The following is a 23668-nucleotide window of genomic DNA, read 5'->3' as shown; positions in this document are numbered from 1 at the left end:
TTTTATATGAAAAAAGGATTTGTATTGTTACTTGTATCACTGTTTCTGATTCCATACCTAGGCTCATCTTACGCCTCTGACAGAAAGAAAAAGAAAAAAGCCCCCATAGAACAAAAAAATGTAACCCCTAAAAAGCCCATATCCAAATACGAAAAACTGTTTAAAGGGAAACAACATCAAGCCTTCCCTGGTAAATTCGCCACGATTCACCGGGTTGGAGACAAAATCTATCTGGAGTACCCGTTAAAATACATGGGACGAGATCTGTTAATCGCCCTAACACCATCTGCCACGAGTGATCCCTCTCTGGTTAACGTGGGGTACAAAAACAAAGGCCTGAAACACGTTCGCTTTGTATTGAAAGACAGTATGATCTTCATGAACGATTGTTCCACGTATACCACCTACGATGATACAGAAGAGATGAAAGAAACTGCCGCATTGAATTTTATGGATGTACGGAAACAGAAATTCAAACTGGAAACCTACAACCGGGACAGCACGGCTGTTATTTTCGAGGCCGGAAAGATTTTTTTAGATGATGCCCAAAGTCCGATCGGGGGATCATACAAAGGTTTACCTATCACGGGAAAGGTGAAGGCGGAACTATCAACCATTGGAAAAATCAAATCGTTCGATGACAATATCTCTGTCGAGACTGAAAATGTATACAGTTGCTCGGCTAAACAGATGTTTTCCACGTTTATGCTCGGAGAGGTTTTAGTAAAAACGGTAAAAACGATGTTCTTATTGCCGGAAGAAAAAATGAAACCAAGAATCTCTGATCCTCGTATCGGTATATTCTTGACCGGGAAACAAAATATCTCTTTGAAAGAAGGTTCTAAAAATTACTCCTATGCCAACCGGTGGCGCTTGGAACCCAAAGATATGCAAGCATGGGAACGAGGGGAATTAGTAGAACCAGTGAAACCTATCGTGTTCTATCTGGACAACACGTTTCCGGAAAACTGGAAAACAGCCTTAAGAAAAGGGACTTTGGATTGGAACAAGGCGTTCGAGGCGATCGGTTTCAAAAATGCGGTACAAGTGAAAGATTTTCCCAAAGATGATCCTAATTTTGATCCCGATAACCTGAAATATTCCTGCATCCGCTATTGTCCTGCGGGGGTTGCAAATGCTATGGGGCCCAGCTGGGTCGATCCGACCACGGGAGAAATCGTGAATGCCTCGGTAATCATCTATAATGATATTATCAAGTTAATCACACAGTGGCGTTTTGTACAAACGGCCCAAGTTGATGAGTCTGTTCGTGGGAAAGAGTTACCGGCTGATGTTTTATACGAGGCCCTTGTCTACGTTGTCGCTCATGAAGTGGGACACACGCTTGGACTGATGCACAACATGGCTGCCTCTCACGCCTACCCTGTTGATTCTTTACGCAACGCAACATTCACACACAAATACGGGACAACCCCGTCTATCATGGATTATGCCCGATTCAATTATGTTGCACAACCCGGAGACAAAGGGTTAAAATTAACGCCTCCCGATCTCGGTGTTTATGACTACTATGCGATTAAATGGCTATACTCTCCCATTGCAGGAAACAAAAGCGTAAAAGAAGAAGCAGAAATCATCCAGCAATGGGTAGACGAAAAAGCCGGAGATCCCTTATACCGCTATGGACAACAACAACTTTACAGCACGTATGACCCAAGTGCTTTAACGGAAGATCTCGGAAACGATCCGATCAAGGCAAGTAACTACGGGATTAAAAACTTGAAATACATTCTTCCTAACGTGAATCAATGGATTTCTGACGATGATTTCTCAGAGTATAGGCTAACCCTATATTCTCAAATATTGAACCAATACTATCGCTATATTTCCAACGTGTTATGTCAAGTTGGCGGAATATACTTAAATCCGGCAAAAGAAGGCACACCCGTGGAACGTTATCAACCGGTTGCCCGCAACATCCAAAAAGCCTCCATGCTATGGACCATTAAACAGTTGCGTGAAAGTGACTGGTTAAATGAAAAAGCCCTGGAACAAAAAATATTTGCTCCTAAATATTCCCTGTTACTGCAAAGTACAGCAGCCAAAACGTTATTTAATCTAGGAGCGAACGTAACGCTTACAGCCCATTTGTCCAAAGATCCTTACACCATAAAAGATTACTACGATGATTTGTACTCCGGAATTTGGAAACCTACAATGCAAGGGAAAAAATTAACCAACGGGGATAAGTTATTACAACGTATGTGTGTCAGCACAATCACGACAAATGTTCGTAAAGTCACGAACCCGAAAGAATTTGCAGATAACTCCGAGGTTATTGACCCTTCTATTGCTTTGTCTATCGATGAAATCATCCGGTACGGGATGGATCAGACCGGATTCATCCGTCGTTTCCGGGATCAGTTCCAAGCATTCGAAATCGAACACGGACAAGGTTTAATAGCAAATCAGATTGCACGGGAAACCATTTCCGCAATCTCTCCCTACACTTGGCAAAAACCAGTAAATATTAGTACGATAGACGAATCTTTAGGTTATAACACCGCCATGCTGAATAAGATTCAAAAATTAGTAGAAAGCCGTATCGCTAATGCAAATACAGCCGACAAAGCCCATTATCAAGGTATTTTACTTCAAATAAAAACACTCTCAAAATAAAACATTCATATAAAGAGGCTCCGCTGGATCGTGGAGCCTCTTTATATTATAAAATTACAATCTTCTATTTCTTGAATATCAGCAATTCGACAGGAATAAAAGGATAGCCGTTATATCTCCTAACCGACTCTTCAATAATTGTTTTCCACGCTTTTTATGTGACTTTACCGAATCTATGGAGAGATTCAGTTTCTCCGCAATTTCCGCATTATCGAAACCTTCCATCACCAGTTGGAACACTTGTCCCGTCTGTTCCGGTAAATCCTGAATAGCCTCTGACAACAAGGCCAGTAACTCCTGCTCCACGATCTGGTTAAAAAAGAAGGTCGTTGTTTCCCGTTCCTTCAAGAAAGACATATACTCCTGCTCGATCCGGGCATGTTTCAAATAATTCAGACATTGATTCTTGGTGACCAGATACAAGTAAGATTTTAAGGCCACCACGACATCAAAAGCCGGTTTATCCGTGTATAATTTGAAAAATATCTCCTGTACAATATCTTCCGCCACGTCCGGGTCATTCACGAAATTAGTGGCAAATGCACAGAGTGAGGCATAATACTTTTCAAACAGGACTTTAAAAGCCCGGTCATCCCCAACTCTTAATCCCTGTAACCATTTTACCTCATCCTGTTCCGACATATTACTATCACGTGTTAACCCATCATTTAGAACTATACAAATATACGAAAAATCAACATAAAACTACTCTTTCACAGAATCATGACGATATACCCGCATGACCCCCTGTATACGTTTCAACCGGGAAATCAGTTGTGACAAATGTTCCGTATCACTAACCAACACGGTGATTTGCCCATCAAATAATCCCTCGCTCGAATTAATGGACAATCCCCGTAACGTGATCTTCGGGTCCTTCGCTATCACCTCGGTAATCTTGGTCACCATTCCCGCATCTTCACGCCCCACGATACTCAACACCGTCTGGTAAGAAGTTGCCCCGGCATTCGTCCAAGCCGCCTGCACGATTCGGTACGGGTAGCGACGCTGCAAATCAAGAGCATTCTTACACTGGGTCCGGTGAATCTTAATCCCCTCACCAATAGAAACGAATCCCAGAATATCATCCCCGAATACCGGGTTACAGCAACGGGCGAACTTGTACACCACGTTATCCACGTTCCGGTCGATCAACAACACATCTTCACTAATCGGGCGGGACGGGGTAACCTGCACCTCTTCTCTTGGGGTAGCAACCGTACGTTCCTCTTCTTTCGGGCGAGTAATGAACTCCTTGATCTCCGCCATATCCAACTTTTCCTCGGCAATCGCCTGGTAAAGATCGATAGCAAACTTGTATTTATAATGTTGTTGCAAACGATGAATCACCTCGTCCGTCAACTCTAACTTCCAATTCTTAAACCGACGAGCCAACATTTCCTTACCCAGCGTGGCCTGAGCCCGCGAATCTTCGGTGAGAAACTGACGAATCTTGTTACGAGCTTTCGAAGTTGTGGCAATATTCAGCCAGTCGGCATTCGGCTGTTGATTATTCGAGGTTAGGATGGATACCTGATCCCCGTTCTTCAACACATAGCGCAAGGTCTCGTTACGTTGGTTTACCTTTCCTCCTACACAACGGGATCCCACGGCCGTGTGGATAGCATAAGCAAAGTCAAGTAACGTCGCACCCGCCGGTAAAGTCTTCAAATCTCCCGCCGGGGTAAACACGTGTACCTCCTTATCTTGCAGGTTAATTTTAATATCGTCCAGCATATCCACGGCTCCGACTTCCGAACTCTCCAATATCTCTCGTAACTCAGTCAGCCACTCCTCGATCGCCTTATCCGCCGTTCCCCCCTTGTACTTCCAGTGAGCCGCGAATCCCTTTTCTGCAATCTCATCCATCCGTTCCGTACGAATCTGCACTTCCACCCATCGGTTATTAGGTCCGAGAACGGTGGTCTGCAATGATTCATAACCATTGGATTTAGGCACTGAAATCCAATCCCGCAATCGCTGCGGGTTAGGCGTGTACTTGTCGGCCACGATCGAATATGCCCTCCAACAATCGGCCTTCTCTTCCGGCCCCCTGCTATCCAGTATAAAACGAACCGCGAATATGTCATAGATTTCCTCGAACTCCACCTGTTTCTTCCGCATCTTGTTCAAGATCGAAGCGATCGTCTTGGTACGCCATTTCACCTTGAATTTAATTCCCCGGTTATTGAATTCTTCCACGATAGGGGCAATAAACTCGTTGATATATTTTTCACGGGCCTCCCGTGTTCCTTCCAGCTTCAAAGAAATCTCCTTGTACACCTCAGGCTCCCCGTAACGCAAAGCGAGGTCCTCCATCTCCGATTTGATATTATACAAACCTAAACGATGGGCAAAAGGAATGTAGATATAACTGGTTTCCCGGGCTAACTCCCGTTGTTGTTCCGGAAGTAAAGTCTCGGCATGTCGTAAATCATACAATTTTTCCGCCAGAAAAATCAACTGCACCCGTACATCTTCAGCAAAACTCAGTAGTAATTTCCGGAAATTTTCGGAATCCACCACCCGGTGAGTAGCGTAGATATGGCTTATATCCCGTAAACCGGCTAATATCTGGGCTACTTTCTCTCCAAATACCGTTTTTATCTGTTCCAATTTCAACGTTCCGGACTCTATTGCCCGATGCAACATCAAACAAATAATAGAAGTCCTCCCCAACCCGATCTCGGACGTGATAATTAATCCGGTATCCAACAAACGATGAATATCTTTCTCGGTAACCGCTCGTGAATTTGCCTCGCTGCTCATTGCCGTGTCGAAAGCTTTTCGCACGAGACGAATATCCTCGGTTGAAATCAAGTTCTTACATGACTTTAATAAAGATCTATATTTTTGTTGTACAGTAATGTATGTCGTAGTTTCTGCCATAACAGGTTAATTTAGTAAATTCCAATTCCTATTAATCATATCAAAAAAAATGCCGTACTCCCCGATTTTCATTCTATTCAAGATGTAATAACAACTAATTATGCAGGACAACGACAATACCCGGCCAAAGGTTACCCGCAAGCCCCTAAAATTAATTTATTTCAAGCTACACAGGATAAAACCGTATCGTTACTGTCGTTCTTTTATGCTATCACCGTGAAAAAATCTGAATTATTTGACTACCGGTTTCACGATAATCTCGAAATTCCGACCATAGTTAATCAAGAACAGCCCCCGATTCTCCAAACCACCAAATCCATTCACCGGATGAAACCGGAAACGGGTAAATGCCCCGCTTATATCCTTTTCCCGCAACACGTTCAAGGTGTTTCCACGTTCCATGTCGACCAAAGGGATAAAGCACATAACAATGTCAAACGCCCGGTTCACCACATTACTTGGCTCCGAATAAAAATAATCCCGGTGTTTCGCGGAAAACTCTTTAGCCACATCACCTTGATAATCCACGTAACTATTCGCCATCATCTTCACGTTCAACTTAAACAACACTTCCTCGTCGATAGAAGTAAATTTCAACCAATCGGGGAAACCAATTACCGTGATCCGGAACTGATCTGCCAGTGCAGACAACACGGGCAACGTCCGACTGGCCGCCGCTTCATTTATAGTTGGAAACAAGATCATATTTTCCATTCCCGGCCTCATAATCTTGCGTAATGAATCCAAATGCATTTGAGGTCGCCATTGACAATTCGTCATATCTTCCATCCCGTTCGCCTGTAAGCGACTCCGTACCAGATCTGTCAAACGACTCTCTTCCCCGGTGCGAACTCCCCCATCGGGAATGATATTTATCAGATGAGCTTGCGTACCGTTCGCGACAATCCAGTCCGCCATCTCTTCTACCAGAGAAACCGTAGACGTATTCAACTGCACGAAATTCGGGAAACGGACTAAATCTCCTCCCCGTGAAGAAAGCGGAAAAATCATCGGAATCGTCCGGTTTCCTAGCTGTTCGGCAACCACCTTATACGTGTTCGCGTACACGGGACCAATAATCAAATCCGGAGATAACAAATTCAATTCCCCTACCAAACGTTGCACGGTATTGGGATCACGTTCCGTGTCATAAACATGCAAATCGATCGTGTATCCCTGCCGTTTCAAACTATCCACGGCCATCAATACCCCCTGATAAAATTGCAGGAAAGGTTCCGTGCGAGAAGATAAACGCCAACGCTCGTTCCGTATATTCACACCCAGCGTGTCCACCGGAATTTCCTCCTCAGATAAGGGCAACTTGTTTTCCTTCACGTACAAAGGCAACATAAGAGCAACTTTCACGTGGCGTTGCTCATGAGCAACTTCAGGAATAATAAACACGGTATCACCCACAACCTGCTGCACCATTCCTTCCAATGAATCGCGGGCAGGCGGGAAAGTATTCGGATGACTTTCCTCATGTTTTTCCATCTCTTCACGCCGAGCTTGTTGAACCTCTTTCGCCTGACGTTTTTCCCAACGTAATTCAGCCTCCAACACAGTCCGATCAATCTGCCTCAATGCCAATTTCACGACAGCACCTTCCGCGATCGGTCGGCTCACGTCGTACTCCGGATTATCTTTCAGAATTCGTTTCATCTTGATATTAAACTTCCGGGAAAGAGAATATAGCGTCTCTTTCGGTTTCATCCGGTGATAATAAAACTTATCATCAATAGATTTAAAGGGTTCGACCACAGGAATTCTCAACACGTCCCCAATCGAAAGAGCATTGTCACTCTTATCATTTAATGCTTTCACTTCATCCACGGAGACACCGTAAGCCTTACATATGGAAAAAAGCGTTTCCTTGGCTTTCACCGTATGGAGATAATAGGACTTTCCCTGATACACGATTTTCTCTGTCGATTTCTCTATCTTGATTTCCTGCGCCCCGACATAACCCGTCAAACCCAGCAACAGGAATACTAAAATGAATCTTACCATCTTTATCACTTCTTATTTTCAAAGCAAAAATAGTAAAATAGTAGTGATAATTGAAAAATCTCTGCTATTTTTGCAAAGTTAAGGTATTTCAATACCAGCACTGCCCGTGTTCAGTAGTGATGAACACGGCAAGTTTTATAAATTTACAAACGTTACACACTCTATGGGTTTCTTTAAAAAAGGACATATCATCGTGTTATTGATCAACATAGCCGTAGCCTGCATCGTGTTGTTCCTGATCGGGTACATCGTGTTGAATCGATTGGAGAAATACACGAATCATGGTTACTATATTACTGTTCCCGAACTCCGGGGACTCACTCCCGACGAGGCGGAACCTTTCGCCAAAGAGAAGAATTTGCAAATCCTTGTCATCGATTCTATCTATGACAATAATGCCAAACCGGGAACTATCGTAGAACAATTCCCGTCACCGAATGCTCACGTGAAGAACAACCGGGCCATTCAACTGACCATCAACGCCAATGCCCCGGAAAAAATCATTTTCCCGAACCTTCGCAACGTGGCCTTCCGTCAATCCTTGCAACGATTGAAGAACTTGGGACTCAACGTTGGAAGAATCGAATACGTTCCTTCCAACTTCAAAAACCTAGTACTTGATTTCAAATACGAGGGCAACATCATCGAACCCAATAGTTTGATACAAAAAGGAGAAACGGTGGATATTGTACTCGGGAACGGGAATACGTCCAATGACCAAGTAGCCATCCCATCGTTAGTGGGGAAGACACTGGCAGAGGCAAAAGCCATGCTATTGCGGGCATTCTTAAACGTGGGTGAAATCCAACCCGACAACACGGTCAAAACCGAGGCGGACCAATCCACGGCAATTATATACCAGCAAGAGCCTGAATTCGAAGAGAACATGACGATGAAGATGGGGGGAGACATCACGCTCTACCTCACGAAAGATAAAGAAAAAATAATGGCACTGGACTCCCTGTCCATTGAGGAGCTACAACCATGATAGAAGAAGAAGTAGAAGATTTAGAAGAACTGGGCGAGGACGAACCGGAACAAGAGCAAGAAATGTATGAACATTTCCGTCTGGAAGTTGATCCCGGCCAAAATTTACTGCGCATTGATCGGTTTCTGGTCGATCGGTTACCCAACGTATCCCGTACAAAAATACAGGAAGCTGCAGAGGCCCAATGTGTACAGGTCAATAACAAACCGGTAAAATCCAATTACCGGGTAAAACCCAAAGACATCGTCACCTTAATGCTCCCCCACCCGAAACGGGAAATACGGGTCATACCGGAAGATATTCCTCTAAACATCGTGTACGAGGACGACTACCTGCTAGTCATTAACAAAGAACCGGGCATGGTGGTACATCCTTCCTACGGGCATTACACGGGGACTCTCGTGAACGCTTTGGCATGGCACTTGAAAGGGAATCCGTTATTCAAAGAAAACGATCCCCGCCCTGGGTTGGTTCACCGGATAGACAAGGACACTTCCGGTCTATTGGTCATTGCCAAAACGGAAGAAGCTAAAACCAAATTGTCTTCCCAATTTTTTCATAAAACCTCCAGTCGGAAATACGTGGCCGTATGCTGGGGGAACTTGGAAAATGACAACGGAACGATTATCGGTAACATCGGAAGGAGTATCTCTAACCGGAAAATCATGGGGGTATTCCCGGAAGGTAGCGACTACGGCAAACATGCCGTGACTCACTATCACGTGCTGGAACGCTTGGGCTACGTGAATGTCGTGGAATGCGTGCTGGAAACCGGACGTACCCACCAAATCCGGGCTCATTTCAAATCAATCAGACATCCGCTATTCAATGATCCGGAATATGGTGGTAATGAAATACTGAAAGGGACCACTTTCACGAAATATAAACAATTCGTGCAAAATTGTTTCGCCCTCTGTCCCCGACAAGCATTACATGCCAAAACCCTTGGTTTTGAACACCCGGGAACAGGCGAATGGATGGACTTCAATTCCGAAATACCACAGGACATTCAACAGCTCATTGAAAAATGGCGGGGCTACGTGGCAAACCGGGAACTGGAAGATATCGAATAACCTAAACAAACACGTATTTCAAAATACACAATATCGAGAGTATATACATCGTGAGATTTAACTCTCGATATTTACCCGCAAACAATTTAAGCAACACGTAAGTCAACAGCCCCAACACAATACCCTCCGCAATCGAATAAGTCAACGGCATCATGATAATAGTCACGAAAGCAGGAAAAGCCTCGGTCATATCATCAAAACGAATTTTCTTCACCGCATCAAACATAAAACTCCCCACGATCACCAATACCCCTGCCGTAGCGATACCCGGAACCAACAAAAAGAACGGGGCAAAAAACAGAGCGACAATGAACAATCCGCTAACAACAGCAGCTGTCAAACCGGAACGCCCACCTTCGGCAATACCGGCAGTACTCTCAGCGTAAGTCGTGGTGGTTGACGTTCCGAGCAAAGCCCCGACCGTTGTTCCCACGGCATCCGCCATCATCGCAGGTTTCAACTTCGGGATACTCCCATCAGGTTTCACCATTCCCACTTTATTTGCCGTACCGACTAATGTTCCTAAAGTATCAAAAATATCCATGAACACGAGCGAGAAAATCGCAATCAACATATTCGGGGACAACAAAGAATGAAAATCCAGCTTGAAAAAGACCGGCTCCAGAGAATGAGGCATCGATACTAAAGAAAAGCCTTCCGGTATCCGGGTAATTCCCAAAGGAATACTTAATAACGTGACTGCCACGATCGCGTAGAAAAGAGCCCCCTTCACTTTCCGAGCAACCAACACTCCCCCGATAATAATTCCTCCCACGGCCAACAACGTCGATGGAGTAAACTCGCCTAAAGAAACAAATGTTGCAGGATTAGCCACGATCAACCCGGCCTTTTGTAATCCTAAAAAAGCAATAAACAAACCAATTCCAACGGATATGGCATGTCTCAACGTTTCGGGAATAGCATTCACGATCAACTCCCGTATATTAAACACCGTCAACAGGATAAACACTAGCCCCTCGATAAAAACGGCAGCCAAGGCACTCTCCCAGGAATATCCCATGCCCTGCACTAACGTAAAGGCAAAAAAAGCGTTCAACCCCATACCCGGAGCCAGGGCAAAAGGTAATTTCGCCAAAATAGCCATTACCAACGTGGCAAAAGATGCTGCCAAAGCTGTAGCCGTGAACACGGCTCCCCGGTCCATCGATGCCGCCGAAAGAATATCCGGATTCACGGCAAGAATATACGACATCGTTAAAAAAGTAGTGACCCCAGCCATGATCTCTGTCTTTACCTTCATCACGCTGGGATCAAATCCAAAAAGTTTTTTTAATATCATCTTTATCCAGGATAAAACTATGCCCTCATTACACGTTAAAACGGAAGTTCATCATATCCCCATCCTGCACCACGTACTCTTTTCCTTCCACCGACATCTTCCCGGCTTCCTTGCATTTTGCCTCGGATCCCAAGGCTATAAAATCCTCGTATTTAATCACTTCCGCACGAATAAACCCTTTTTCGAAATCCGTGTGAATAATCCCAGCCGTCTGCGGGGCTTTCATCCCGTTCTTAAAAGTCCACGCCCTCACCTCCTTCGGGCCTGCCGTAAAATAAGTACGCAAATTCAACAACTTGTAAGCCGTACGAATTAATTTATTCACCCCGGCTTCCTCCAGTCCCAAATCCTGCAAAAACAATTGTTTCTCCTCGTACGTATCCAACTCGGCAATATCCGCCTCGATAGCAGCACCGATCACCAATACTTCTGCCCCCTCGTCCTTCACGGCTTCCCGCACGGCATCCACGTATTTATTTCCCGTCACAACAGAAGCCTCATCCACGTTACAAACGTACAAAATAGGTTTATTCGTCAGCAACATCAACTCTTTCGCAGCCTCCTGCTGTAAATCGTTTAATTGCACGGAACGAGCGGATTTTCCCTGCACCAACGCATCTTTATATAAATGCAACACCTCGACCAGACGTTTCGCCTTTGCATCCCCTCCGGTCTGTGCCTTCTTCTCCTCTTTTGCCAAACGGCTTTCCACCGTTTCCAAGTCTTTCAACTGCAACTCTGTATCAATCGTCTCCTTGTCCCGGATCGGATCGACATTACCATCCACGTGTACGATATTATTATCATCAAAACAACGTAACACGTGAATTATAGCATCCGTTTCCCGGATATTAGACAAAAATTTATTTCCTAAACCTTCACCTTTACTCGCACCTTTCACTAACCCAGCAATATCCACGATCTCTACCACGGCAGGTACCACATTTTGAGGCTGTACCAACTCGACCAATTTATTCAGTCGCTCGTCCGGCACGGTAATCACTCCCACGTTCGGTTCGATCGTGCAAAAAGGGAAATTTGCCGATTGCGCCTTCGCATTACTCAAACAATTAAATAACGTCGATTTCCCCACGTTTGGCAAACCGACTATTCCACATTGTAAACCCATTATATTTTTGTCATTTTAATTATTACCTAACCTGCCAGCACGCCACACTCGTGGAATGCATTTTTTCGGCCGACAAAGATAATGATTCTTTTTAATAATTCCGACACGGGATAATCCATAAAACACGATTCGTCAAGTCAATAAGCAACAGATTAATGCGTGTAATCAAGTACCTGTATATTCTCCCCGACTTTATTGACAATTGCTTTTTTCATCTGTTCTGCATGGGGACATGGGAAACCTATCGGCGTTCCCTTAAAAATGCAAGACGCCAAGGCAATCACTTCTGCTCCCCGATCAACCAACATCTTAGCCCGGGGAATAGCTCTTTTACCGGGACATCCACCGCAGGAAATAATACCCACAATATCGGATGGCCCCACGTTTTCAAAGGCCAATTTACCACTTGATGCACATTTAATACAGGTTGTTCCCGGACAGAGGTCTTCCGTTTGCTGACAACGAATAATACCGACTTTCATAACTTTACAATCTTGATATTACACCACAAAGATACTTGAAACAATCCAAGTTCACGATAAAATTCACCAGAATTTAACAATACATACTCTGCTGTCTCTTATGTGTTTCACCTATATCTCACCCATAACTCTTCGATAAGTTACCGATAAGTTACCGACGCAGAAGGTTAACTTTTCCCAAACTTTACCTTCAGATACAATCCGGACATCAACGAGACACCGGAGAGATTGTAGTACAAGCCAGATTGAGCCTATTACCGGACTATATCAGATCAAATCGTACGACGTTCATATTTTCGGAAAAAAGTTACCAACAAAAGACACCCGACAAATGCAAAAGGCGCACCCACTAGTGCCGGGTAAGAGTAACTCATTCCAGCTTGCAAAGGTAATCCCCCAACATAAGCACCGATCGCATTTCCCAAGTTAAATGCCACCTGTACACTAGCCGCACCTAACATCTCCCCTCCTTTTGAATAACGAATTAGCAACACCTGCTGTGGGCTCGAAACTGCAAACAGACCGGCTGTACACAAACACATCAACCCCACTGCCAACCAAGATATATGAGCGAAGAAAAAAATAAAAAGCAATGCAACACAGATCATTCCTTGTGCAAAAGCAGCCACTCGTCCCGGGGAAAACCGATCGGACAAACGTCCCCCAGCCAGATTTCCCACCACCATTCCAAAACCGGCAAGCACCATAAGAAACGTGATCATACGAGCCGGGAATCCGGCAACATTCGTTAGTAAGGGTGTCACGTAGCTATACCAAGCAAAGGTTCCCCCATTACCCAACAACGTTGCCCCCAGAATCAACCAAGGTGCCGGAGATTTCAAAAAACGGAACTGCCCCCTCAAACCGGTATCCGGCAAATTTTCTACCCGTGGCACCCAACGCCACATATAATAAAGAATAATAACGCCCCAACATCCAACGAGCAAGAAGGTCAAACGCCAGGAAATCGAGGCACTTAAAGCCGTCCCCAGCGGAACCCCGAACAAATTAGCGATCGTCATTCCCGCAATCATGATAGATACCGCCTCTGACCCTCTCCCCTTATCCGCTAACTTCTCGGCGACAATAGATGCCACCCCGAAATAAGCCCCGTGCGGTAATCCCGAAATGAAACGGGCCACAAGCATCACCCAGTAATTAGGAGATAAAGCCGCACAAACATTTCCCAGCATCATTACTCCCACCAAAAACATCAAGATATACTTTAACTGATACCTGCGTGCCAAGATCAACATGGGAGCCCCGACACAAACTCCCAAAGCATAGGCCGAAATCAAATGACCGGCTGTAGCGATACTGATTCCTAAGTCTCGAGCCACATCAGGCAATATTCCCATCATCACAAACTCGGCTATTCCAAGACCAAGCGTACCAAAAGCTAAAGCAATAAGACTCTTCTTCATACACGTTTTTCTTTATCGCCGCAAAAATAAAAAAATAAAGAATAACGTGATACAGAATAAAGTATAAACAATCTTACGATTATGTTATCTCGCTGTAATATGAAAACAACCTTGCTTAAACTCGTAACGAACGTAACATTTCTTTTGCAAACGCAAATCCTGCAACACGTCGGCTAACACACTTTTCAACTTTTCCTCCGGGGCGTCTTTACGCCCGTCTTTTTTGAAACGCGTATATGCCACGTCAAAAGTAGTCCCGTACACGTGAGCGGAATTGGCACTGGCATTTCCATTACTCTTCCGCAATTTCTTCACGCTGGACCCCGTTCGTAACACACTTGTCACGATAATACTATGGGAAGGCAGGCCTTTCTGATACAGGGAGTCTTTAAAATTCCGGGCAATATCAGCCAATAAATCACAGGCCTCCGGTACAAGATAAGGTTCCGAATGTGTTAATTTATCCACCTGAAACAATTTGCAGGATTTAATCTCTTTTAAATTCCGATCTGCCTGACTCAAATCCTCCGACGATTTCAATGGAGTAATACCCAATCGCTTGGCGGATGACAGATGCCTGTCATTTAAATCATTAAAAGTTCTCTGGTAATTTTTAAAATAAACAAAAGGCTTTTTACTCTTTTCGTTTTCCTTACAAGCCCCAACCAATATCAACAACACGCACGCTATCGTGTAATACCACACCGTTCTTCTCATCTATATTATTCATTTTTCACAGGTTCCACATGCACGGCCACGTGAGTACGTGATCCGTATTTAGCCCTCAAACGATTCTCGATCCCGGTAGCAACCACATGAGCTTCCCTGACGGTCATCTCTGGGTGCAAACGGATATGTATCTCTATCGCAAAATCATTCCCGATCCGACGAGTTCTCAAATTATGAGGGTCTTTTATTTGCGAGTCTTCACTTATTATCGTGATGATCTCTTTCTCGATCTCTTCCGGCAAAGAGCGCTCCAATAAATCATTTAAACAAGGGATCAAGAGTTGAATAGATACTTTCACGATGAAAACACTCACGACAACGGCCGCAATCGGGTCAAGCACCCGCCAATCTTTTCCCAGAAAAATCGCCCCGGCAATCCCCAAAGCTGTACCGATAGACGAGAATGCATCCGAACGATGATGCCAAGCATTCGCCACGACAGCTTGGCTTTGCACCTTACGCCCGACGATAACCGAATAACGGTACAGGATTTCTTTCACCACGATCGAAACAAGAGCCGCAACCAAGGCTATTAAATCGGGACTACCCAATTCTTCTCCCCGATAAAAAGCAAGTATCTGATTCAACCCGTTCCAGAAAATCCCTGTTCCAACCATTAACAAAACGATACCGATAATTGCCGTTGCCAGTGTCTCATATTTACCATGCCCGTAATCATGTCCCGCATCCTTCGGTTTAGCAGAAACTTTCACGAAAACCAGCACGATAATATCCGTCACGAAATCTGACAAAGAATGTACGGCATCCGCAATCATAGCACTACTTTGTCCCAATATTCCCGCCACGAACTTAAACACTAACAAAAAGAAATTAGCAATTGAACCGACAATTGTAACCCTATATATTTGCTTTTCCCGACTTTCCTTTTCCATTGACAATAGTTAAACGCTTACAAAGTTACGAGAATTAATGTAATTTTACCGTAGAAATTTAGAACATTTTAAATGTTTAAACGTTCAAACACTTAAATTATAAAACGAATCAGAACATGAAACTTTTAGATGAATTTAAAGCTTTTGCCCTGAAGGGAAATGTAGTCGATATGGCCGTCGGTATCATTATCGGTGGGGCATTCGGGAAAATCGTGTCTTCATTAGTTAGTGACATTATCATGCCTCCCATCGGTATGCTTATCGGTGGTATGAATTTTTCCAATTTACACATCGTGTTACAAAAAGCCCACATGAACGAGGCTACGGGAAAAATGGTCGAAGCCGTCACCCTCAACTATGGTAACTTTATTCAAACAACGATCGACTTTTTGATCATTGCATTCTCAATCTTTATCGCCATCAAATTCATGAATAAATTGAGAACGAAAAAAGAAGAAACCCCGGCTCCGGCAGCCCCTCCCGCCCCGTCGAAAGAAGAGGTACTATTGACTGAAATCCGGGACATCTTGAAAGACAAACATTGATAAAGTTTTAGATTTTAAATTTGAGATTGAATTCTCAAATTTAAAATCTAAAATTTAAAATTAACCTAGCGGATTTCCCCAATCTTACATACCTCAATAAACGAGGCTCCTTTACCATGCCCGAAACTTCCCCCGACAACCACCACGTAGTCATCAGCCTTAATGCCATTCTGCATCAACATTTCCGGCAGATCATTCATAAACTCATCCCGGGACATCGGTTTTTCAGTATAATAGGGATACACCCCGAACGAGAGAGCCAATTCTCGCATAACCCGTTCATTATAGCACCGGGCGTAAACGGGCAAGTCACTCCGGAAAGCCGATAGATAACGAGCTGTACGTCCGGAAAGCGTATCAACCACAATCGCCTTAATCGGTAACATCAATGCAGTTTTCACTGCCGAACGAGCCAACGCTGCCGTAATCTCGTTATTTATACGAACCAGACTTCTCCCCGCATCCGGCGGAACAGTTCCCTCGTTCTCCTCTGCCACTTCACGCATCACGGTTACCGCCTCCTCGGGATATGCTCCGTAAGCCGTTTCCCCGCTTAACATGATCGCATCAGTACCCATGTAAACGGCATTCGCGATATCACTGATTTCCGCACGAGTCGGCCTAGGATGCTCGATCATCGTGTGTAACATCTGCGTGGCAATAATCACGGGTTTCTTACTCTCAATACATTTCTTAACAATATATCGTTGAATCTTAGGGATTTTCTCCGCCTCGATCTCGATCCCCAAATCCCCGCGGGCAACCATCACTCCGTAAGCGTAATCCAGAATCTCGTCAATATTATCCACCCCCTCTTGATTCTCGATCTTGGCAATGACCTTGATCTTACTTCCCCGGGCATCCAGAATAGCCTGTATCGCCATAACATCCTCTTTATTACGCACGAAGGAGTGAGCTATAAAATCCAGATTATTATCTATTGCAAAATCAATAAATGCCCGGTCCTTATCACTTAAAGATTTCAATTTCAAGGAAGCTCCCGGCACGTTCACGCTCTTACGATTCTTGATAACAGCCTCGTTTGTCACCATCATTTCCAAATAATGATCCTTTTTCTCCACAACGACTAGCTCCACATCCCCATCGTCCACCAGCACCTTATCTCCTACTTTTATATCCTCTGCAAAATAAGGGTAGGACACGTGAATTAATTTTCCTTCCATTTTCAACTCCGGATCACCCGTTAAGTAAATCGTTTCTCCCCGGTCCACGTGCATCGGTTCATCCATAAGCATTGTTCTCACCTCCGGCCCTTTCGTGTCGATCAAGATGGCGATATTATCCGAAACTTTCCGAACATTCTCCACCACCTTCAACGCCTGCTCCATATCCTGATGAGCTGTATTCAACCGTACCACGTTCATCCCGGCACGATATAACTTCTCTAAAAACTCTACCTCACATCTTTTGTCAGATATGGTAGCCACAATCTTAGTCTTCTTCATATCATTAATAATAATAGTTATTCTTCGCGTATTTCCCCAACCTGTAACCTGTAACTTGCCAACCTGCAACGCGGCGAAGCCGCTCACATAAAAGCCTGTAACGCCAGTTCGTAGGATTTCAACCCGAAACCGGTAATTACCCCCCGGCAAACAGGAGTTAGGAAAGAAACATGACGGAAAGCTTCCCGTTTTGCCGTGTTAGAAATATGAACCTCGATCACGGGACAGGGAATCGCCGAAATAGCATCCGCGATAGCAATCGAAGTATGCGTGTAGGCTCCAGCATTCAAAATAATCCCGTCATAGGAGAATCCCACTTCATGAATTTTATTGATAAGCTCCCCCTCCACGTTCGACTGGTAATAATCGATCTCGACCATCGTGTAGAAATCTCTCAACCCCGACAAGTACTCCTCGAAAGAGGTTTCCCCGTAAATATTTTTTTCCCTGATTCCCAAAAGATTAAGATTGGGACCGTTTAAAATCAATATCTTCATATTCACCGTTTTTACTGAATACAAAATTAACAAAAAAAACGATGAGACCGGACATTTCAAGCCGGATTTAGGTATTAAATTTCGATTACAAGGTCTAATAATAAAAATTATGAGTGTTAAACTTGACAAAACTGTTACAACTCAAAGAAAAAACTTATACCTTTATCTGGCGAAAATCTATCAGAATACTCTTGAGATAGGTTTAAAGTGGTGAATTAGAATTTGTATTATTTATTTTGTAACACAGCTAAAAATGACTTGGAACGAAGCGATAGATAGTTTTCGGACTTATTTGATTTTAGAAAAATCACTATCAACCAACTCGGTGGAAGCTTATTTGAATGACATCAGAAAGCTGGGAGCCTATTGTGAACAACGGACACCTACATTGAATCCGAAAGAAGTGTCCTATGACGTATTAAACGAGTATATTTCCGCCTTGAAAGACACCGGGGTTACTCCCCGTACTCAAGCTAGAAGTATATCCAGTATCAAATCTTTCTTCAAGTATTTGTTATACGATGGAGCCATCGGACTTAACCCGGCAAACTCGCTTGATGCACCAAAAATCGGACGTACCCTTCCTAGCGTCCTCAGCGTAGAAGAAATTGAAGCCATGATTAACGCTGTGGATCTGACCAAACAAGAAGGACAACGTAATAAAGCAATCCTCGAAACATTATATTCTTGCGGTTTGCGCGTATCTGAACTTGTCAACTTGAAGTTATCACAAATTAACTTCCGAACAGGATACATCAAAATCGAGGGAAAAGGAAACAAGGAACGGATTGTTCCACTGGGAGCGAAAGCAAAAGACGAGATCCGTTGCTATTTGAAAAAAGATCGCGACAGAATGAAAAAAGCGAGAGGATTCGAAGATATTCTCTTTTTAAACAAGATGGGAAAATCTCTTTCCCGCGTGATGATATTCAATATTATCAAGGAAACAGCACTCCGTGCCGGCTTGAATAAAGTGGTATCCCCCCACACCTTCCGTCACTCATTTGCCTCTCACTTGGTAAACGGCGGTGCGGACATCCGCACGGTTCAAGACATGCTGGGACACGAATCTATTCTGACAACGGAAATTTACACGCACCTGGATAACTCATATCTCCGGGATACAATCACAAATTTCCACCCCAGAGCGAAGAAATCCCGCAAATGATCCTTATATTTGTATCCAATACCCGAAAAAGTATTGGATACAAATATTTAGAAACACATGGAAAACAAACAAGATATATTGAAACAGTTGTCCAGCAATGACATGGACATCGTTAGAGGGGCCATCGAACAAATCAAACAAGAAGGTGATATTTCCATCGTCCCCGAATTACTGGACATCCTGTTACAAAGTCAGGACACGAACATCATTACCAACCTCACGGCCTTACTCTCGGACGTGAAAGAATCCGACTTCAAAACGGTCTTGATGGATAAATTGATCAACGCTCCCGAAGGTAGCGGAAAAGCCAATTTATTACGCATATGCTGGGAATCAGCCATCGATTTTTCGGAATATCTGGATGTATTCGTTGATATGTTATTGCATGAAGACTTCATCGCGGCACTAGAAGCCTCCACCGTCATTGAAAACCTACACGGTAACATCCCGGAAGAAAAGATTCACATAGCCATACAACGTTTAAAATCCGAAAGTAATGAAGACAACGCCTTCTTACTGGAAGGCACCATCCCTCATTTAGAAGAAATGCTCCTCAAAGAAGAAGAGGATGAAGAAGAACATCATCACGATCACGGACACGATTGTAGTTGCCATTGTCATGACTAGTTTGCCCGCGACAAGATTATCTATCGCGTGATTTAATGATTTCAGATTAGGTGATTATAGAATCGCTGAATCATTTAATCGGCAATCACTAAATCTTTGAATCATTCAATCTAAAATTTAAAATCTAAAATTAATAAAGCCACTCTTTCACCTGTTCGACCTTCTCATCCAAAGGCATATTTCCATCCAGCCATTTGATCTCGAACCCGTCCCGTTCCATTTTACGGAACCAGGTCATTTGTCGCTTGGCAAACTGGTGAATGGCAATGTTCAGTTGCTCCACCATCTCGTCATAAGTCAACTCTCCGGTAAGATACAAGGTAAGGTATTTATACTCTAACCCGTAATATATCAAGTCTTCCGGTTTTATTCCCCGGTCAAGCAACCCCTTCACCTCATCAATCATTCCCGCCTGCAAGCGGGCGTGTAAACGTTCTGTAATCCGTTGTCGCCGAGCCTCACGATCAAATAGGACCCCGACAATCAAAGATCGGATCTCCGGGAACTCCCCTTTCACGGGTTCATGTGTAGTATAATACTCGGCAATCTCAATAGCCCGAATCGCCCGCTTTACCGTGTCCGTATCTGTCGTGTTGTGCAAGGAACGATAGGAGGACAAGATGTCGGATAATTCCGCCAACGACTTACAGGCCAACCGTTCCCGTAATTCGGGATTTTCCGGAACAGGAGTCATCCGGTAAGCTTTCAATATGGACTCCACGTACAAACCACTTCCCCCACACAACACGGGAAAAATACCCCTACGTTCACAATCCTGCCACACTTTTAAAAACTCCTGCTGATACATGAACAGATTAAAACGAAACCCGGCATCGGCAATATCAATCAAATGATAAGGTACAAGCGTACCCTCGTGGACATACTCGTCCAAGTCCTTCCCCGTACCGAGATCCATACCACGATAAATTTGTCTCGAATCGGCTGAAATAATCTCTCCTTTCAATTCCGCAGCTAAACGTACCGCTAAAGAGGTCTTTCCCGTGGCCGTAGCCCCCAAGATGGTCAGTAAATTATACATGAATATTGCTCTATGATGATACCTGTTTACTTTCCCGACAAAGATAGTTTTAAAAGTGGCAAGATTTATCTCCCGACCTATTTTTTTCTCCATGTTAACACCAACTAATGCCAAAAAGTGTTATATTTGAAAGCGACAAATAATACTACTTATTCGAAAAAAATTATAAAACAGCAACTATGATAAACGATGACATCATTCGCTTAAGAGCTTTAGAACCTGAAGACTTAGAATGTCTGTATCAATGGGAAAATGATATGGATTTATGGGAAGTCAGTGACACGCTTACCCCCTTCTCCCTGTTCACGTTAAAGAAATACATCGAAACTTGTCATCTGGATATATATACCACCAAGCAACTCCGCCTGATGATTGAAAGAGTGGATACAAATGCCCGGATTGGATTAGTTGATCTCTATGATTTCGATCCATATCATCAGCGTGCCGGTATCGGGATTATGATCCACAATACAGAAAACCAAAAACAGGGATACGCGACAGCCGCTATCCGTCTGATGATCGACTATTGCTTCGAAACACTGGGACTGAACCAGATTTACAGTAGCGTACCCAGTGGAAACATTGGTAGTCGCAAACTTTTCGAGAAACTCGGTTTCGTGCAGACCGGGTACCGGAAAAACTGGCTCCGCCGGGGAAACGGCTGGGAAGACATTGTATATTTCCAACTACTAAATCAATAAACCAAATCGAGGGGCTGTAGTTTACAGCCCCTCAAATTTATAAACTAAAACGGTTATGAAACACTCGTTATTATTGGTATGCCTATTTTCGGGATTCTTGACGAAAGCTGCAATCCCGGAGAAAACAATTCAAGCCACCATTACCGACATTCAGGCAAAAGGAGTTACTAACACAACCGCCATCGAAACCGGAGTACGCCAAGTCGCCCACCTTTGGCAATCACAAGATGGCACAGACTCCGAATTTCAAGAATTTTGCGTGAAAAACTATATTACAGACCCGGAACAAAAACAACAGGTATTCCAAAAGGTAAGTCATTACTTCGAGGCCTTATGGGGACATTTTAACGAAATCACGCTCCAACTTCAATTAAACTTGCATCAGGACAACGGTCCTCTTCATGACATCGATCCCATGTTCGGTGCTTACAGTCCCGGCTCTCATTTGATTAACGATTTTTACAACAACAAAATCGGCTTTATCATTGCCCTTAACTTCCCGGAAGTACCTTTACAGGACAAAGAAAAACTAGGTAACGACCGCATGGCTTGGGCCTATGCTCGCCTCGGTGACGTGTTTACCCAACGGGTTCCGGCAGAACTAATTCAAGCTGGAGTGAAAGCGGAAAGTGATGCGGACGTGTATATTTCAAGTTACAACATTTACATGGGACACGTGCTAAACACCAAAGGACAAAAGCTTTTCCCCGAAGATAAAATTTTGCTTACTCATTGGAATTTAAGAGACGAAATCAAGGCCAACTACAACAAAGGGAAAGAAGGTTTGGATAAGCAACGCACCGTTTATGAGGTCATGAAACGGATTATCTCGCAGGAGATCCCCATGCAAGTCATCAATTCCGGAGCTTACGACTGGAATCCTTATACGAACACACTCACTCAAAACGGACAAACTGCCACGGGAACCCCGGAGGCAACAGAACGTTATCAACGTATGTTGAATAACTTCCACGCCATGAAAGCTATCGACCCTTATGCCGGCAAGAATTTCATTGAACGGAAGTTTTCGGGAGAAATGGAAGTATCGGTAGAAGATGTAAAAGCTCTTTTCACCCAATTCCTCACTTCTCCGGAATTGAAAGAAGTCGGCAAGATTATTTCCAAACGTCTAGGCCGCAAACTGGAAGCATACGACATTTGGTACGATGGTTTCAAACCTCGTAGTAATCTGGACGAGGCCAAACTGGATGCCCAGATACAAAAACTTTACCCGAATGCAGAGGCTTTCAAGGCTGGACTCCCCTCCCTGCTCACTCATTTGGGTTTTACCCCCGAAAGAGCAAATGAAATTTGTGATAAAATAGCCGTGGATGCCGCACGAGGATCAGGACACGCATGGGGTGCCGCCATGAAGGGACAACAGTCCCATCTTCGTACCCGTATTCCCGCGGAAGGAATGAATTATAAGGGGTACAATATCGCCGTTCACGAATTCGGCCACAACGTGGAACAAACCATTTCCATGTACAATGTAGACAATTTCATGATGGCCGGAGTTCCCAACACGGCTTTCACGGAAGCACTTGCTTTCGTGTTCCAAAAACGGGATCTGCAATTACTGGGCATTGAAAACAACGACCCGGAAAAGGACAAGATGGACATTCTTGACAAATTTTGGAGCCTGTACGAAATCATGGGAGTCTCCATGCTCGACATCTCCATCTGGGAATGGCTGTACGCAAACCCGAACGCAACGGCAGAACAGCTAAAAGAAGCCTCTATCAGCTTGTCAAAAGAAATATGGAATAAATACTATGCCCCCGTCTTCGGCAAAAAAGACGAAACGGTTTTAGCCATCTATTCCCACATGATCAGTTACCCGCTATACCTGTCCGCTTACGCCTTCGGTCAGATCATCGAATTCCAGCTGGAAGATTACCTCAACGGTAAGAACTTCGCTCAAGAAGTTGATCGTATTTACCGACTGGGACGTCTTACCCCGAACGAGTGGATGATTCAAGCCACGGGAAATGACCTTAGCGTGGAACCCATGATACACGCCTTACAGAAAGTAATCAAAAAATAAATCTTTCTACTTCAATATAAA

The 23668-nt window shown here is 44.0% G+C and carries 20 protein-coding genes; 8 read left to right on the top strand and 12 right to left on the bottom strand.

The features are described 5' to 3' along the window. Positions 1-6 precede the first annotated feature (6 nt). Complete coding sequence (locus F1644_RS20350) at positions 7-2640, top strand: zinc-dependent metalloprotease (protein ID WP_118304153.1); 2634 nt, start codon at positions 7-9, stop codon at positions 2638-2640. 78 nt (positions 2641-2718) lie between these two features. Here the strand turns inward: F1644_RS20350 and F1644_RS20345 are convergent, their stop codons facing one another. The 3 genes from F1644_RS20345 to F1644_RS20335 all read right to left on the bottom strand — a co-directional run bounded on the left by F1644_RS20345 (position 2719) and on the right by F1644_RS20335 (position 7539). Beyond that, positions 2719-3282 carry an RNA polymerase sigma factor gene (locus tag F1644_RS20345; RefSeq protein ID WP_087422348.1) on the bottom strand — a complete coding sequence of 188 codons (564 nt, stop codon included), beginning with the start codon at positions 3280-3282 and terminating at the stop codon, positions 2719-2721. A gap of 63 nt (positions 3283-3345) precedes the next feature. Beyond that, entirely contained in the window at positions 3346-5529 is a 2184-nt protein-coding gene (locus tag F1644_RS20340; protein WP_087422349.1) for a RelA/SpoT family protein, read from the bottom strand. 231 nt (positions 5530-5760) lie between these two features. Next, positions 5761-7539: a PBP1 and LysM peptidoglycan-binding domain-containing protein gene (locus F1644_RS20335; protein ID WP_118304155.1), complete on the bottom strand. Its 1779-nt coding sequence runs from the start codon at positions 7537-7539 to the stop codon at positions 5761-5763. Positions 7540-7702: 163 nt separating this feature from the next. Between F1644_RS20335 and F1644_RS20330 the strand changes: the two genes are divergently transcribed. Together F1644_RS20330 and F1644_RS20325 are read left to right on the top strand one after the other, a co-directional pair. Further along, positions 7703-8527, top strand: coding sequence for a PASTA domain-containing protein (locus F1644_RS20330; protein ID WP_087422351.1), 825 nt, complete (start codon positions 7703-7705; stop codon positions 8525-8527). Then, on the top strand, positions 8524-9600 hold the full coding sequence (locus tag F1644_RS20325; protein ID WP_118304157.1) for an RluA family pseudouridine synthase: 1077 nt from the start codon (positions 8524-8526) through the stop codon (positions 9598-9600). The genes F1644_RS20330 and F1644_RS20325 overlap by 4 nt, the downstream gene beginning before the upstream one ends. 1 nt (position 9601) lies before the next feature. Here F1644_RS20325 and F1644_RS20320 read toward each other — a convergent pair whose 3' ends face one another. The 6 genes from F1644_RS20320 to F1644_RS20295 all read right to left on the bottom strand — a co-directional run bounded on the left by F1644_RS20320 (position 9602) and on the right by F1644_RS20295 (position 15557). Continuing rightward, positions 9602-10900, bottom strand: coding sequence for an NCS2 family permease (locus tag F1644_RS20320; RefSeq protein ID WP_087422352.1), 1299 nt, complete (start codon positions 10898-10900; stop codon positions 9602-9604). Between the two features lie 28 nt (positions 10901-10928). Further along, positions 10929-12029, bottom strand: coding sequence for a redox-regulated ATPase YchF (ychF, locus tag F1644_RS20315; RefSeq protein WP_087422353.1), 1101 nt, complete (start codon positions 12027-12029; stop codon positions 10929-10931). A gap of 152 nt (positions 12030-12181) precedes the next feature. Further along, positions 12182-12511, bottom strand: a complete 330-nt coding sequence (locus F1644_RS20310; RefSeq protein ID WP_118304159.1) for a CGGC domain-containing protein — start codon at positions 12509-12511, stop codon at positions 12182-12184. Positions 12512-12783: 272 nt separating this feature from the next. Then, positions 12784-13935, bottom strand: coding sequence for an MFS transporter AraJ (gene araJ / locus F1644_RS20305; RefSeq protein WP_118304161.1), 1152 nt, complete (start codon positions 13933-13935; stop codon positions 12784-12786). Between the two features lie 84 nt (positions 13936-14019). After that, a complete protein-coding gene (locus F1644_RS20300) occupies positions 14020-14652 on the bottom strand; it encodes a DUF5715 family protein (RefSeq protein WP_118304163.1) in 633 nt (210 codons plus the stop codon). A 5-nt stretch (positions 14653-14657) separates the two neighbouring features. Then, entirely contained in the window at positions 14658-15557 is a 900-nt protein-coding gene (locus F1644_RS20295; RefSeq protein ID WP_118304165.1) for a cation diffusion facilitator family transporter, read from the bottom strand. Between the two features lie 116 nt (positions 15558-15673). Between F1644_RS20295 and mscL the strand changes: the two genes are divergently transcribed. Beyond that, positions 15674-16102, top strand: coding sequence for a large-conductance mechanosensitive channel protein MscL (gene mscL / locus F1644_RS20290; protein WP_087422357.1), 429 nt, complete (start codon positions 15674-15676; stop codon positions 16100-16102). Positions 16103-16167: 65 nt separating this feature from the next. Here the strand turns inward: mscL and pyk are convergent, their stop codons facing one another. Together pyk and aroQ are read right to left on the bottom strand one after the other, a co-directional pair. Then, complete coding sequence (pyk, locus tag F1644_RS20285) at positions 16168-17568, bottom strand: pyruvate kinase (protein ID WP_118304167.1); 1401 nt, start codon at positions 17566-17568, stop codon at positions 16168-16170. 83 nt (positions 17569-17651) lie between these two features. Next, the gene (gene aroQ, locus F1644_RS20280; RefSeq protein WP_087422359.1) at positions 17652-18065 is read right to left on the bottom strand and encodes a type II 3-dehydroquinate dehydratase; all 414 of its coding nucleotides are present in this window, start codon (positions 18063-18065) and stop codon (positions 17652-17654) included. 253 nt (positions 18066-18318) lie between these two features. Between aroQ and xerD the strand changes: the two genes are divergently transcribed. Both xerD and F1644_RS20270 read left to right on the top strand, forming a co-directional pair. Next, a complete protein-coding gene (xerD, locus tag F1644_RS20275; protein WP_087422360.1) occupies positions 18319-19233 on the top strand; it encodes a site-specific tyrosine recombinase XerD in 915 nt (304 codons plus the stop codon). A gap of 57 nt (positions 19234-19290) precedes the next feature. Continuing rightward, on the top strand, positions 19291-19860 hold the full coding sequence (locus tag F1644_RS20270) for a hypothetical protein (protein ID WP_087422361.1): 570 nt from the start codon (positions 19291-19293) through the stop codon (positions 19858-19860). 130 nt (positions 19861-19990) lie between these two features. Here the strand turns inward: F1644_RS20270 and miaA are convergent, their stop codons facing one another. After that, the gene (miaA, locus tag F1644_RS20265) at positions 19991-20899 is read right to left on the bottom strand and encodes a tRNA (adenosine(37)-N6)-dimethylallyltransferase MiaA (protein WP_189021496.1); all 909 of its coding nucleotides are present in this window, start codon (positions 20897-20899) and stop codon (positions 19991-19993) included. A gap of 179 nt (positions 20900-21078) precedes the next feature. Here miaA and F1644_RS20260 point away from each other — a divergent pair, with 179 nt between their 5' ends. Then, a complete protein-coding gene (locus F1644_RS20260; protein WP_087422362.1) occupies positions 21079-21600 on the top strand; it encodes a GNAT family N-acetyltransferase in 522 nt (173 codons plus the stop codon). Positions 21601-21655: 55 nt separating this feature from the next. After that, on the top strand, positions 21656-23647 hold the full coding sequence (locus F1644_RS20255; protein WP_118304169.1) for a gluzincin family metallopeptidase: 1992 nt from the start codon (positions 21656-21658) through the stop codon (positions 23645-23647). Positions 23648-23668 lie beyond the last annotated feature (21 nt).

The sequence above is a fragment of the Butyricimonas paravirosa genome (assembly GCF_032878955.1).
Taxonomy (GTDB): domain Bacteria; phylum Bacteroidota; class Bacteroidia; order Bacteroidales; family Marinifilaceae; genus Butyricimonas; species Butyricimonas paravirosa.
The sequence above is the reverse complement of the archived record's forward strand: the minus strand, read 5'-3'. Positions and strand labels throughout refer to the sequence as shown.

Coding starts and splice junctions, on each gene's coding strand:
- F1644_RS20350 (WP_118304153.1), top strand. CDS start 7: ATGAAAAAAGGATTTGTATTGTTACTTGTATCACTGTTTCTGATTCCA.
- F1644_RS20345 (WP_087422348.1), bottom strand. CDS start 3,282: ATGTCGGAACAGGATGAGGTAAAATGGTTACAGGGATTAAGAGTTGGG.
- F1644_RS20340 (WP_087422349.1), bottom strand. CDS start 5,529: ATGGCAGAAACTACGACATACATTACTGTACAACAAAAATATAGATCT.
- F1644_RS20335 (WP_118304155.1), bottom strand. CDS start 7,539: ATGGTAAGATTCATTTTAGTATTCCTGTTGCTGGGTTTGACGGGTTAT.
- F1644_RS20330 (WP_087422351.1), top strand. CDS start 7,703: ATGGGTTTCTTTAAAAAAGGACATATCATCGTGTTATTGATCAACATA.
- F1644_RS20325 (WP_118304157.1), top strand. CDS start 8,524: ATGATAGAAGAAGAAGTAGAAGATTTAGAAGAACTGGGCGAGGACGAA.
- F1644_RS20320 (WP_087422352.1), bottom strand. CDS start 10,900: ATGATATTAAAAAAACTTTTTGGATTTGATCCCAGCGTGATGAAGGTA.
- ychF (WP_087422353.1), bottom strand. CDS start 12,029: ATGGGTTTACAATGTGGAATAGTCGGTTTGCCAAACGTGGGGAAATCG.
- F1644_RS20310 (WP_118304159.1), bottom strand. CDS start 12,511: ATGAAAGTCGGTATTATTCGTTGTCAGCAAACGGAAGACCTCTGTCCG.
- araJ (WP_118304161.1), bottom strand. CDS start 13,935: ATGAAGAAGAGTCTTATTGCTTTAGCTTTTGGTACGCTTGGTCTTGGA.
- F1644_RS20300 (WP_118304163.1), bottom strand. CDS start 14,652: ATGAGAAGAACGGTGTGGTATTACACGATAGCGTGCGTGTTGTTGATA.
- F1644_RS20295 (WP_118304165.1), bottom strand. CDS start 15,557: ATGGAAAAGGAAAGTCGGGAAAAGCAAATATATAGGGTTACAATTGTC.
- mscL (WP_087422357.1), top strand. CDS start 15,674: ATGAAACTTTTAGATGAATTTAAAGCTTTTGCCCTGAAGGGAAATGTA.
- pyk (WP_118304167.1), bottom strand. CDS start 17,568: ATGAAGAAGACTAAGATTGTGGCTACCATATCTGACAAAAGATGTGAG.
- aroQ (WP_087422359.1), bottom strand. CDS start 18,065: ATGAAGATATTGATTTTAAACGGTCCCAATCTTAATCTTTTGGGAATC.
- xerD (WP_087422360.1), top strand. CDS start 18,319: ATGACTTGGAACGAAGCGATAGATAGTTTTCGGACTTATTTGATTTTA.
- F1644_RS20270 (WP_087422361.1), top strand. CDS start 19,291: ATGGAAAACAAACAAGATATATTGAAACAGTTGTCCAGCAATGACATG.
- miaA (WP_189021496.1), bottom strand. CDS start 20,899: ATGTATAATTTACTGACCATCTTGGGGGCTACGGCCACGGGAAAGACC.
- F1644_RS20260 (WP_087422362.1), top strand. CDS start 21,079: ATGATAAACGATGACATCATTCGCTTAAGAGCTTTAGAACCTGAAGAC.
- F1644_RS20255 (WP_118304169.1), top strand. CDS start 21,656: ATGAAACACTCGTTATTATTGGTATGCCTATTTTCGGGATTCTTGACG.